Origin of the sequence: Nocardioides sp. (genome assembly GCF_016462705.1) — a bacterium.
In the GTDB taxonomy this organism is placed as follows: domain Bacteria; phylum Actinomycetota; class Actinomycetes; order Propionibacteriales; family Nocardioidaceae; genus Nocardioides.
This window is the reverse complement of record NZ_JAEMSS010000001.1, coordinates 19223-31493: the sequence shown is the minus strand read 5'-3', so window position 1 is coordinate 31493 and position 12271 is coordinate 19223. Positions and strand designations below refer to the sequence as shown.

Annotated in this window: 9 protein-coding genes; 4 read left to right on the top strand and 5 right to left on the bottom strand. The window is 74.0% G+C overall.

From position 1 onward, the window contains the following. Positions 1-47: 47 nt before the first annotated feature. From JHD21_RS00140 to JHD21_RS00130, 3 genes are all read left to right on the top strand, one after another. Complete coding sequence (locus tag JHD21_RS00140; protein WP_292670659.1) at positions 48-494, top strand: nitroreductase family deazaflavin-dependent oxidoreductase; 447 nt, start codon at positions 48-50, stop codon at positions 492-494. 111 nt (positions 495-605) lie between these two features. Continuing rightward, complete coding sequence (locus JHD21_RS00135; RefSeq protein ID WP_292670657.1) at positions 606-1043, top strand: MarR family transcriptional regulator; 438 nt, start codon at positions 606-608, stop codon at positions 1041-1043. Positions 1044-1104: 61 nt separating this feature from the next. Next, positions 1105-1518 carry a hypothetical protein gene (locus tag JHD21_RS00130; RefSeq protein WP_292670656.1) on the top strand — a complete coding sequence of 138 codons (414 nt, stop codon included), beginning with the start codon at positions 1105-1107 and terminating at the stop codon, positions 1516-1518. On the opposite strand, the gene JHD21_RS00125 is transcribed toward JHD21_RS00130, so the two are convergent. Further along, positions 1478-2485, bottom strand: a complete 1008-nt coding sequence (locus tag JHD21_RS00125; protein WP_292670654.1) for an oxidoreductase — start codon at positions 2483-2485, stop codon at positions 1478-1480. The genes JHD21_RS00130 and JHD21_RS00125 overlap by 41 nt on opposite strands. A gap of 80 nt (positions 2486-2565) precedes the next feature. Between JHD21_RS00125 and JHD21_RS00120 the strand changes: the two genes are divergently transcribed. Next, positions 2566-3162 (top strand): TetR/AcrR family transcriptional regulator, encoded by a 597-nt coding sequence (locus JHD21_RS00120; protein ID WP_292670652.1) that lies wholly within the window; start codon positions 2566-2568, stop codon positions 3160-3162. Between the two features lie 10 nt (positions 3163-3172). Here JHD21_RS00120 and JHD21_RS00115 read toward each other — a convergent pair whose 3' ends face one another. Genes JHD21_RS00115 through recC form a run of 4 tightly spaced genes read right to left on the bottom strand, consistent with a single transcriptional unit; the run spans position 3173 to position 12252 of the window. Beyond that, on the bottom strand, positions 3173-3784 hold the full coding sequence (locus tag JHD21_RS00115) for an ACT domain-containing protein (protein ID WP_292670650.1): 612 nt from the start codon (positions 3782-3784) through the stop codon (positions 3173-3175). A 46-nt stretch (positions 3785-3830) separates the two neighbouring features. Beyond that, complete coding sequence (gene recD / locus JHD21_RS00110; protein ID WP_292670649.1) at positions 3831-5636, bottom strand: exodeoxyribonuclease V subunit alpha; 1806 nt, start codon at positions 5634-5636, stop codon at positions 3831-3833. Beyond that, complete coding sequence (locus JHD21_RS00105; protein ID WP_292670647.1) at positions 5633-8977, bottom strand: UvrD-helicase domain-containing protein; 3345 nt, start codon at positions 8975-8977, stop codon at positions 5633-5635. Before JHD21_RS00105 ends, recD begins: the two co-directional genes overlap by 4 nt. After that, on the bottom strand, positions 8974-12252 hold the full coding sequence (gene recC / locus JHD21_RS00100) for an exodeoxyribonuclease V subunit gamma (protein ID WP_292670645.1): 3279 nt from the start codon (positions 12250-12252) through the stop codon (positions 8974-8976). Before recC ends, JHD21_RS00105 begins: the two co-directional genes overlap by 4 nt. Between the last annotated feature and the right edge of the window lie 19 nt (positions 12253-12271).

The following is a 12271-nucleotide window of genomic DNA, read 5'->3' as shown; positions in this document are numbered from 1 at the left end:
CACGGCGACGAGGAATGCCCGGGCCGTGGAACGGGTTCCGGTATGTCGTGACCCTCCAAGGTGAGTACGAGCCCAGCGCGTCCGAGTGGGTCCGCGACCAGGTCGAGGAGTACGAGTCCTCGAACGGCGAGCGCGGCAACCTGCTGATGGGGAAGCCCGAGTGGCCGATCGTGGTCATCACGTCGGTCGGGCACAAGAGCGGCAAGCTCCGCAAGAACCCGGTCATGCGGGTCGAGCACGACGGCGTCTACGCCGCGGTGGCCTCCAAGGGTGGTGCCCCGGAGCACCCGGAGTGGTACCACAACTTCCTCGCCAACCCGCGGGTCGACCTCCAGGACGGGCCTGAGCCGCACGAGTACGTCGCGCGGATCGCCGAGGGCGAGGAGCGTGCCGAGTGGTGGGAGCGGTGCGTCCAGCAGTACGCCCCGTACGCCGAGTACCAGGAGAAGACCGACCGGGAGATCCCGGTGTTCCTGCTCGAACGGGCGAGCTGACCGACTCGTCGCGGCGCTGCCGCGGCTCCTCGGCCCCGCCGCCGGCCGCGGCACCGCCGGTCCGAGTGGCACCATGTGCACTCGGATCTCACGGAGGGTGGGGGCGAGGGGATGGCTGACGCGGGATCGTTCACCGAGACGACCGGCTTCCTCCTGCACCGCCTGGGGGTGGGGGTGGACCGGGTGATCGAGAGGACTCTCGCGCCGCTCGACCTGCGCGGCCGTGAGCTCCGCGTGCTGGCACTCCTCGGCAGTGACGTGCGGTCGCAGGCGGAGCTCGTCGCCCTCAGCGGTCTGGACCGTACGACCATGGTCGCCGTCATCGACCGGCTCGAGGAGCTCGGCCTCGTCGAGCGCCGTCCGGACCCCGCCGACCGCCGCAAGCGAGCCGTGGTCGCCACGTCCGTCGGAGCAGCCCGCCTCACCGACGCGGGTCGGTTGCTCGACCAGGCGGAAGCCGACTTCCTCGAGCCCCTCACCGCGCGGCAGCAGGGCGACCTCAACGCGCTGCTCCGCAAGCTGTTCGCGGTACGGCGGCCGGAATGCTGACCACCCAGGACGATTCATCAGTTATCCTGATTGTCAGGAGAACTGCCGAAGGGATGTCGCCATGCCCGCCGGACGTACGTCACCCAGGCTTCTCGCGGCTGCGTTGGTCGTGATCGGGGTCGTCACCGCCACGCCTGCCCTCGCCCTGGCCGAGCCGGAGGTCCTGGAGTGGACCTACGGGGTCAGCGATCCGGATCCGATGAGCCTCGCGCTGCTGCAACACCGTGGGATGCTCCAGCTCGCCCTCGGTGGCGCGCTGGTGTGGGCGGCGTTCTTCCCGCCGGCACGGGTCGCGGCCCTCGCCGGCGCTCTCGTGACGAAGTCGACGTTCCTGGCGCTCCTCGTGCCGCGGGCCGAGCTCCGGGCCGACGTCGCCGCGTTCAGCGTGGTCTTCGACGCCCTCTGCATCGCCTTGTTCGCCGTCTTCCTGGTCGTCACAGCGGTTCGCGGCCGGCGGCGGGCGGACGTGCGGTGAAGTCGTAGGTCACGCCGGTCAGCTGCTCCGACACACGCCACAGCCTGCGCTGGAGGTCGCGGTCATGGGACACGTCGCTGGAGGTGCGGCACTCGGGTCGGCCCTTGAACTCGCGGATGCCCGAGGGCGCGACGTACTCCCCGCCGGTCAGGCCGGTGTCGAGGGCGGCCATGAGGAGCGGCAGCGCGCCCTTCTCCGGGCTGTGGGTGAGGGGACGCGACAGGCCCCAGGAAGGACCGCGGAACAGGCGCGGCAGGTGGCGGTTGAGCTCGGTGCGGGCGGCGCCGGGATGGGCTGCGAGGGCGATCGTCGGGGCGCTGGCGTCGGCGAGCCGGCGGTGCAGCTCGTAGGCGTGGAGCAGGTTGGCGAGCTTGGAGCGGGCGTAGGCGTCGGCTCGGTCGTAGCCGCGGGTGCCGGCGAGGTTCTCCAGGTCGACGAGGTCGTCGAGATCGTTGACGTCGGCCTGCCGATGAGCCGGGCTGCTGACGAGGACTACCCGGGATCCGGGTGCCGCAAGGAGCCGGTCCAGCACGAGGCCGGTCAACGCGAAGTGACCCAGGTGGTTGGTGCCGAGGTGCAGCTCGAAGCCGTCCTCGGTGACCTGGTGGGGCGCCCACATCACACCCGCGTTGTCGACCAGCAGGTCGATGGCCGGCCAGGTCTCCCGGATCTCCTCGGCCGCAGCACGCACCGAGCGGAGCGACGACAGGTCGAGGTGCACCAGGTGGAGCTCCGCGCCGGGGTGGGTCGCGGCGATCCGCGACACGGCTGCCCGTCCCTTCTCGAGGTCCCGGCAGGCGAGCACGACGCGGGCGCCGGAGCCGGCCAGGACGCTGGCGACCTGGAAGCCCACGCCGGAGCTCGCCCCCGTGACCACGGCGACCCGACCGCTCTGGTTGCCGACGTCGACCTCGGACCACCCCGACCGCCCGGTGTCTCGACCCATCACGTGCCTCCCGTCGCTCATGGCTAGAATCGGGACAAACGTCCCGTTTGTGAATATACGGGACGCTCGTCCCGTTTGTCGACCGTCCGGAGGACCTACAGGTGCCGACGACCCCAGAGCCCAGCGGAGGGGACCGTCCGGGCCCGCGCCCCCTCCGGGCGGACGCCCAACGGAACCGGGAGCGGCTGCTGGAGGCCGCCTACCTCGCCTTCGCCCAGGAAGGCCTCGGGGTGTCGGTGCACGAGATCGCCCGCCGGGCGGGGGTCAGCTCCGGGACGCTGAGCCGCCACTTCCCCACCAAGGACGACCTCTACCGGGCGATCGTCCACGACCGGGTCCGGCGGCTCGTCGAGCAGGCCCGGGAGCTGCGCGACACCATGACCGGCGCTGAGGCGTTCTTCGGGTTCTTCGAGGTCATGGCGGATGCCACTGCGTCGGACCGCGGACTGGCCGACGCCCTGGCTGGTGCCGGGTTCGACGTCGAGTCGGCCGCTGCCGGCACCGGCCACGACGTGATCGGCGCCCTCGCCGGGCTTCTCTCCGAGGCCCAGGAGTCCGGCGCGGTGGGCGCGGACATCGATGTCGCCGACGTGAAGGCACTGATCGCCGCCTGCAGCGGTCGCGGCACCGACGACCCCGAGGCCCGCCGGCGGATGATCCGCGTCGCGTCCGACGGTCTCCGCGCATCCGTCCGGTGAGGCGGTCCGCTCAGGGTCGCGAGAGCGAGGCCGCCAGGCTCACCAAGTGCCCGAGCCGGGCGAGCTCGGCATCGACGAACTCCGGTCCGCCGCGCCGGCCGAGCACGATCAGCTCGTTGCCGTCGATCCGGGTGCCGGCGTAGAGGTTGATCTCGTCGCCCTCGACGTCGATGCGCGAGGCGCTGTCGAGCTCGATGAACGCCAGGTCGGCGGGGGCGGCAGCCGTGCGCTGGGTGACGCCGAGGGTCCGGTGCACCCGTACCGCCCAGTCGGCCCGGAACACGTCGGGCAGCAGGTCGATGACGCGGTCCAGCGCCTTCTCGGGGTGCGCGGTCAGCTCGTCGACCGCCTCCAGGTCGAGGAACAGGTTGCCGCCGGCGGCGTACCTGTTGATCCAGAGCACCTGCACGCCGTCGATGGCATTGCACGCCGAGACCACGGAGTCCGGCATCGCGCCGCTCTGCATCTCCAGCAGCACGTCGTCGACAGCGCTGCCCTCGTCGTGGCGTTTCTCGACGATCTCGATCGCCTCGATGTCGCCCCCGGCCTCACCGATCGCCGTCGCCACGCGCCCCAGCGACCCGGGGACGTCGGGGAGCTCCACGCGCAGCAGGTAGGGCACGGTCTCGACGCTATGCGATGCGGGTGACGGGGAGGTTTCGGGGTGGTCAGTCGGTGGACGGCCCCGCCAGCCGCTGGCGCAGCCCGGTCGCGCGCACGGCGCGTCGCTCGATCGCCGCGCGTACGTCGTCGGGGGAGCCCACCACGACGACGCGCCGGCGAGCCCGGGTGATGGCGGTGTAGAAGAGCTCGCGGGTGAGCAGCCGGGACTCCAGCGGCGGCAGGACCACCACGACCTCGTCGGCCTGGCTGCCCTGGCTCTTGTGGATCGTCAGCGCGTGCATCGTCTCGACCTGGGCGACCCGGCTGGTGGCCAGGTCCAGCCGGCCGGTGCTGCCGTCGATCGCGGCCCGCAGCGCGCGCCGCGGGCTGCCCTCCGGGGGCCGCACCGTCACGCCCACGTCGCCGTTGTAGATGCCGAGTCCGTAGTCGTTGGCGGTGACGAGCAGCGGCCGTCCGGCGTACCAGGTCGACCAGATCGGCTCCCCGGTGTCCTCGCCCAGCCAGCGCTCGACCTGGGCGTTCCAGTGGCGGACGCCGTAGGGGCCCTCGCGGTGGGCGCACAGGAGCCGCTTCTGCTCGAGCAGCTCGAGGGCGTGCTCGGCGTCCCCGGCCTCGGCAGCCCGGAGGACCGCGAGGGCGTGCGGCGCCACCAGGCCCCGGACCGCGCCGGCCGGGTCGGGCACGTCGAGGAGCGCCATGTGGTCGCCTCCCGCCTCGAGGAGTGCGACGGCGTCGTCGGCGTCTCCGCGGCGGACGGCCTCCGCGAGACCGCCGATCGACTCGCCGAACCGGTGCGAGGTCACCAGCGCCGCGATCCCGATCCCGCTCCGCTCCTGCACGGCATCGACCAGGTCGGCGAGCACGGCGCCGGCCTCGACCGACGCGAGCTGGAAGGGGTCGCCGACGAGGATCAGCCGGCTGCCGGCGCGGACCGACTCGAGGAGGCGGGCCATCATCGTCAACGAGACCATCGAGGTCTCGTCGACAACGACGACGTCGTGGGGGAGCCGGTTGTCGCGGTGGTGCCGGAACCGGGACGCGGTGTCCGGCCGGGCGCCGAGCAGCCGGTGCAGGGTGACCGCCCGGACGCCCGCGAGCCGGGCGCGGTCGGCAGGGGGGAGCTTCGAGACCTCGTGCTCGACCGCCTGCTGCAGCCGCGCGGCCGCCTTGCCGGTGGGAGCGGCCAGCGCGATCCGCAGCGGGGGGGCGCCGGCCAGGTCGGCCTGCTCGGCGCAGAGGGCGAGCAGGGCGGCGACCGTCGTCGTCTTGCCGGTGCCGGGCCCACCGGTGAGCACGGTGGTCGCCCGGGTGAGGGCCACCCGCGCGGCGGCGCGCTGCTCGTCGTAGCCCTCGGCGGGGAAGACCCGGTCCAGCGCCCCGGCCAGCCAGGTCTCGTCGGGAGCGTCGGCACCGGCGGGGCGACCCACCAGGTCGGCGTGCACCTGCTCCTCCTCGCGCCAGTAGCGGTCGAGGTAGAGCAGCCTGGTGTCGTCGCTGTCCAGGACCCGGAGCACCGGCTGGTCGGCGGTGACCAGCCCGCTGGCGCTGACGGCGGTGTGCCAGTCGTCCGGGTCGGGCCACGGCAGGTCGGGAAGCGCAGCGAGCTCGACGTCAGCCACGGACGCCAGGTCGACGCACACTGAGCCGCCGCGCACCGCACGGACGACGAACGCGACCGCGAGCGCGGCCAGCGGGTCGTCCTCGGCGGTCAGCGCGCACAGCCGGCGCGCGACGTGCACGTCGGACGCGTCCAGCACGCCGGCCTCGTTGAACGTCCGCAGCAGGCCGTCGGCCGCGCGCGCCAGGCGCGGGTCGTGCGGGTCCTCGAGCTCGTGGGTCAGCACCGTCACGACCGGCCGTCCAGGAGGTCGGACAGCGAGGTGACCAGGGCCATGGGCGGCTGCCACGAGAAGACGCCGGCCGGGTGGCCGTCGTCCTCCGGCGTCCCCGGGCCGCACATGCCGCGGACGTAGAGGTAGAGCACGCCGCCGAGGTGGACGGCGGGGTCGTAGCCCGGCTGCCGCCAGCGCAGGTAGCGGTGCACGACCACGACGTAGAGCAGTGCCTGGAGCGGGTAGTCGGAGTGGAGCATGGCCTCGACGAGCCGGTCGCGCCGGTACGCCGCCGCGGTGAGCGGCTCCTCGGCCGGGCCCAGCCAGTTGGTCTTGTAGTCGACCACCAGGTAGCGCGACCCGGCACCGGCAGGGATCCGCAGCACCACGTCGATCGACCCGGAGAGGTAGCCCCGCAGGGACTGCCCGCCGAGTCCGGGCGACCGCAGCCGGTCGGCGTAGGGCCGCAGCACGTCGCCCGGGTCGAGGTGCTCGTCGAGCAAGGCTCCGACGTCGGCCAGCGACACGTCGACACCGGGTGACAGGTCCCCGCCGGCGAGCGGGATCTCGAAGTCGAGCTCGCAGAGCCGGTCGGACAGCCCGATCTGACCGAGCGTCAGACCCTCCGCCAAGGGCCCGAGCGACGTGTGGTGAAGGGGGACCAGGGCCGCCGCCAGGTCCTCGGTCGAGGTGTCGAGCGGCCACCACACCCGCTGGTCCTCGATGTGGGTCCGGAGCTGGGCCTCGAGATCGCCGGTGCTCGGGTCGGCCAGCTCGAGCACGCCGTGCACCAGCGAGCCGAACGCCGCGCCGGACGGCAGGCCGGCCATCGGCGACGGGAGTGCGGCCTGGTCCTGGTCCGTCGGCGGCTCGACGGGGATCTCCGCCTCGTCACCGGGGCGGGCGGCGAGCTCGTCGGCGAGCTCGTCGTCGCGCACCGACAGCTCGGGCTCGGAGCCGACCCCGGTCTCGGCGGCGGCGCGGATCAGTGCCGAGTAGGACGTGCGCCGCCAGTCGACGTCGATCGGGCGGACGAAGCGGCGGACGCCGAGGTCGGCCGGCGTCGGGGCGGCGGGAGGCTCGGGTACGTCGTCCGCCGGCCGCGCTCGCTCCAGGGTCGGCCCGCCGGCGGCCTCCCACTTGCGCAGGTGCTCGAGCACGGCGGCGTCGTCGACCGTGCCGGGCAGGGAGTCCGGCACCTCGGCCTGGTGGAGCACGCGGCCGCGCAGGAGGCGAGAGAGCCCGCCGTTGACCTCGTCCCATGACGGCGCCCACCAGGCGACGACCTGTGACTGGGCGCGGGTCAGCGCGACGTAGGTCAGCCGGATGTCGTCCCCGGCCATCTCGGCGCGGCCCTTGGTCGTCACCTGGGAGTAGCCGGGGCCCCCGGCACCGCCGATGTCGAGGCACCGCGTGCCGTCGGGCTCGTGGTAGAGCACGGCCTCGCCCATCCGGACGTTGCGGTTGAACCCGAACGGCAGGTAGACGAGCGGGTACTGGAGGCCCTTGCTCACCCAGACGGTCATGATCTGGACCGCGGCGGCGTCGCTGTCGAGACGGCGGTTGCGCTCGGCCGCCCCCGCCCGCTCCTCGCGCTGGGTCCGCAGCCACTGCAGCAGAGCGGGCAGCCCGAGCCCCTCGCGGTGGGCGACCTCGTGGAGCAGCTGGGTGAGGTGCTCGACGTCGGTGAGATGACGCTCCCCGCCGCGCCAGGCCAGCACCCGGGCCGCCATGCCCGCGACGTAGGCCGCCTCGAGCACCGCGGCGATCCCGCGGGCCCGGGCGTGGTCGGCCCAGCGGCGCAGGGTCTCGGCCACGGTGTCGGTGAGCTCGGGGTCGGTCACGAGGTCGGCAGCGTCACGCCCGAAGAACATGGAGGTCGCGGCCGCCCGCACCAGCCCGCTGCGGCCGGGCTGCTCGAACGCCTCGAGCAGGCACTGCCAGTCGGCGGCCGCCTGGGAGGCGAACACGTCGGTGTCGCCGGTGTAGACGGCCGGTACGCCGGCCGCGGCGAGCGCGTCGCGGCAGGCCCGGGCGTCGCGGTGGCTCTCCACGATGACGGCCACGTCGCGGGCCCGGACCGGCCGTCCGTCGTACGTCGCGTCGGAGGCCAGCAGGGCCTTGACGTCGGCGGCCAGGTCCCGGGCGATGAACGGCCGCAGGTCGTCCATCGGGATCGTCCGGGTCCTGCTGACGCCCGGGAACGAGTCGCGTCCGACCACGCGCAGCCGGAAGGGGTCGTTGTGCGGAGCCCCGGCCAGCCGGTGCTCCTTCCGTTCGGCGGTGACCTCGCGCACGACGATGTCGTCGTGGCCCAGGGCCGCCCCGCCGAGCACGCGGAGCAGGCGCTGCACCAACGGGGCGTCGCTGCGGTAGTTGGTGTCGAGGGAGAGCAGCGCGTCGGCGCGGTCGCGGGCCCGGAGGTAGGTGACGACGTCGCCGCCGCGGAAGGCGTAGATCGCCTGCTTGGGGTCGCCGATCAGGACCAGCGTCACCTGGCCCACGAAGGCCCGCTCGATGACCTCCCACTGCACCGGGTCGGTGTCCTGGAACTCGTCGACCATCACGATCGACCAGCGCTGCCGCATCCGGTCGCGGGCCGGGGCGTCGTCGGCCTCCAGGGCGACCGCGAGCCGGGAGAGCAGGTCGTCGAAGCCGAGGATGCCCAGCAGCCGCTTGCGCCGCTCGAGCTCGCGCACCACGTCGTCCGCGAAGCCGCGGCGGACGGCGGCCTTGGTGTCCGGTGGCGGATCGACCGGTGTCAGCCGGGTGCGCGGGTTGCGCACCACGTCGTGGGCCAGCTCGAGCGCCTGCGCCCGGGTCATCACCGGGGTGTCCCGCTCGTCACCGAACCGCTGCAGGTAGAGGTCGTCGACGATCTCACCCACGAGCTCGTCGAGGTTCTCGACCAGGGTGACCCCCGCATCGGTGTCGCCGGCCACGCCGAGGGAGCGCAGGACCAGCTGGCAGAACTGGTGGGTCGTGGCGATCGTCGCGGCGTCGAAGCCGGCGAGGGCGTCACGCAGCCGGAGCCGCCGCAGGTCGAGCTCGTCGGAGGTCCCGGTGACGAGGTGGACCAGCAGGTCGTCGTCGGCGAGCGCGGGGTCGTCGAGCGCCTCGGCGGCGCGGACGAGCTGGTCGCGCACCCGTTCGCGCAGCTCCTGGCTGGCGGAGCGGCTGAAGGTGATGAGCAGCATGTCGTCGAGCAGGGCCCGGCCCTCGGCGACGTAGCGGGTGACCAGCGCGGCGAGGGCGTAGGTCTTGCCCGTGCCCGCGCTGGCCTCGAGGACGGTCGTGGTGGGGCCGGTCGGCAGAGGCGCGAGCAGCTCGAAGGACCCGGTGGTGGGAGCCACGGTCATAACGGCCCCCGTTCGCTGTCCAGCAGCGGGAACCAGAGCCGCTCTGCGAGCGCGGGGAGGTCGGTGAGGTCGGCGAGGTCGGCGTGCTCGCCCCAGACCCGGACGTGAGCGGGGTCGGCGGCCTCACCCGGGTAGCGGCCCGACTTCCACTTCTTGACGGCCTCGGGCTGGGGGTCCTGGCCCTGGCGGGCCGCGGTGGCCCAGGCGAACGACGTCTTGAGCGGCAGCTGGAGGGGTGCCTGGCGGCCCTCGTCGTAGAGCCCGACGAGGGCGGACAGGAGCGTCAGTGGCGCCTCGGAGGTCGGCCCGAGCAGCCGCTGGGCAGCCGTGGTGCCTCGCGGCGAACGGCCGATGGTGAGCGCGGTCCAGTTGTGGTCGGGGTGGCCCGCCGCGAGGGCGAGCAGCCGCACCCACGACTGGAGCAGGTGCTTGCCGTCGAGCCGCGAGTAGCCGACCGCGACCAGCCGGTCGCCGTAGACGGGGGTGACCGTGCCGGTCAGCCGCCGCCCACCCGGCAGCGTGATGTCGACGTCGTGGGCCTTGGGGGCGACCTGCCGGTGCGTGAGCGCGGCGACGGCGAGGTTCATCGCGGTCTCCCGCACCTCGGTGGCCTTGCGCCAGCCCAGCTGGCCCGGCGGCAGCGCACCGCGACGCCACTCGATCTCGCGGGCGGTGTCGGGGTGGATGCCGCGCAGCATGTCGTCGAGCATCCGGTCGCCCACGCCCCAGGTCTCGAGCTGGTCGATCTCGACGGGCATCGCGTCGCTGATCCCGTCGACGTCCCACGGGAGGGTCAGGTCGAGGGCCCGGAAGAAGCCCTTGACCGGGTCACGGAAGAACGTGAGCAGATCGTCGAGGGCGAGGTCCCCGTCGCCGTCCGTGCGGGACACGGGTGCCGACAGCGGGGCCAGCAGGAACGGCGGGGGGGCCGGGCGCGGGCCGGTCGCGGCGGTCGCCGCGTCGAGCATCTGCTGGTCGAACGTGAACGGCGTGGGGGTGCCCAGCCGGCCGGGCTCGACGTTGCGCAGGTCGTAGCCCTGGAGCGGGTGCTTGACCACGACGTGCGCGCGGACGGGGGCCTGCGTGGTGCGGTCGAGTGCGTCGAGCAGCTCCCCGAGCGGTACGGCGGGCGGCCGGTCCTGCCCGCTGTGCGGGTCGGCGCCGGTGTAGGTGACCACCAGGTGCTCGGTGGCCGCGCCGATGGCGTCGAGGAGGAGCTGCCGGTCCTCGGAACGGATGTCCCGCTCTCCGGTGACGGGTGTGCGGGCCAGGGCGTCGTCGCCGTCGACGATCCGCTGGCGGGGGAAGATCCCGTCGTCCAGCCCGAGCAGGCAGACGACCCGGTGCGGCACCGAGCGCATCGGGACCATGGTGCACACCGTGAGGCTGCCGGCCCGGAAGTTGGCGCGCGTCGGGCGGCCCTGCAGGTGGTCCCGGAGCATCGCCCGCACGTCGGTGAGCCGCAGCGGGCTGGCGCCGCGCTCGCCGGCGTCGACCTCGACCCGGGCCAGCTCGCGCTGCATCTGCCCGACCTGCCACTGGTCGGCCCGGTCGACCCGGGTGAGCGCGAGCACGCCGTCGACCAGCCCGGCCAGCCACGCCGACAGCGGCCGGGTGCCGATGAGCGCGTCGGTCGCGGCCACCAGTCGCTCGACGTACTCGGCGAACCGGCCCGCGAGCTCGACCCGGTTGCTGCCGACGTCGTCCAGCGGGAGCGCGGTGCCGAGCCAGGCCCGGGAGTCGTCGGACATGGCCACCCCGGTGAGGACCCGGTCGACGCCGAAGCGCCAGGTGTTCTGGAGGTAGCGGACCCCGAACGGCTCGCGGTGCTCGGCGTCGAAGCCCCAGCGGACGCCCGACTCGCGGACCCAGGCGCTGAGCGCGTCGAGGTCGTCGTCCACGAAGCCGAACCGGCGGCGCACCGTGGGGCTCTGCGCCAGGTCGAGGACCGCGCTGGCGGTGGCCCGGCTGCCCGCCAGGTCGAGCAGCTGGGCCGCGACACCGAGGAGGGGGTTGGTGCTGGAGAGCGCACGGTCGGCGAGCTGGACCCGCAGGCGGTGCGCCGGGTGACCGCCCTCGACGACGTCACCGAGGCCGAACGCCGCGGTGATGAGCGGTGCGTAGGCCTCGATGTCGGGGCACATCACCAGGATGTCGCGCGGCTCCAGTGTCGGGTCGTCCTGGAGCAGCCCGAGCAGCACCTCGCGCAGCACCTGCACCTGCCGAGCCGGGCCGTGGCAGCGGTGCACCTGCACCGAGTGGTCGGCGGGGTCGTGGTGTCGGCCCTCGGGCCGGACGGCGTCGGCGCGCAGGTCGGACTGGAGCCGGCCGAGGAGCGTGTCCGGCAGGTCCGGTGCGGCGACCTCCTCGTCCGTCTCGCACCCGCCACCCAGGCTCCGCTGCAGCTCGCGCTGGTCCCGGCCGAGCGAGGCCAGCAGCGGGTGCCGGACCCGTCGGTGGCTGACGTCGTCCCGGCGCGGGGCGGGTGCGTCGAGGTCGGCCAGGCGGCGCCAGAGGTCGTCGCTGGGGTGCGGCAGCCACAGGTGCAGGTCGTGATGGGTGGCGAGGGCCCGGAGCAGCTCGATCTCGGTGGCCGGCATCCGGGTGTGGCCGAACATCGAGACCCGGGGCGGCAGGTCGCTGGGTCCGGTCGCCAGTCGGGCCAGCGTCTCGGCGTGCCGGTCGGCCGGGACCGGTGCGTCCACCGCGGCGGTGAGCGCCCGCCACAACGGGGGCTGCCAGGCCAGGTCGGCGTCGAGCGCGTGGCCGAGCCCGTCGGTGGGGTCGCCCGCGGACCAGTCGACCAGCAGCTGCGGCCGCTGGGCGGCGTACGACGCGAACAGGCCGGCCAGGCGGCGCGCCACCGCGTAGCGACGACCGCGCCGGAACTCGGCCTCGTCGCCGGTGTCGCGGTGACCGAGGTGGGCGGCCAGCGTGGCGGCCCACGGCTCGTCCAGGCAGGTGTCCAGCACGGACAGCAGCGGCCAGGCCAGGGCGTCCGGTGCCCACGGGTCCTCGTCGCGGGTGCCGGTGAGCTCGGCGACCAGCGAGCGCGGGAACCGGAACTCCACGCCGGCGCAGACACCGTCGCCCCCGGCCGGACCCGAGGCACCGAGCCGGTGCGAGAGCCGCTGGGACAGCCACCGCTCCACCCCGCGCGCCGGCACCAGCACCAGCTCGGTGGCGAACGGGTCGGCCAGCGGGGTCGACAGCAGCTCGCCGAGGGCGTCGGCGAGCAGGTCGGTGCGCGGGGCGCGGTGGAGGTGCAGGGCCATCGGTCCCCGACCCTATGAC

What these genes read in the sequence shown, in the direction of transcription:
- JHD21_RS00125 (WP_292670654.1), bottom strand. Translation starts at nt 2,485, where the DNA reads ATGAGCGACGGGAGGCACGTGATGGGTCGAGACACCGGGCGGTCGGGG.
- JHD21_RS00105 (WP_292670647.1), bottom strand. Translation starts at nt 8,977, where the DNA reads ATGACCGTGGCTCCCACCACCGGGTCCTTCGAGCTGCTCGCGCCTCTG.
- JHD21_RS00130 (WP_292670656.1), top strand. Translation starts at nt 1,105, where the DNA reads ATGCCCGCCGGACGTACGTCACCCAGGCTTCTCGCGGCTGCGTTGGTC.
- recC (WP_292670645.1), bottom strand. Translation starts at nt 12,252, where the DNA reads ATGGCCCTGCACCTCCACCGCGCCCCGCGCACCGACCTGCTCGCCGAC.
- JHD21_RS00135 (WP_292670657.1), top strand. Translation starts at nt 606, where the DNA reads ATGGCTGACGCGGGATCGTTCACCGAGACGACCGGCTTCCTCCTGCAC.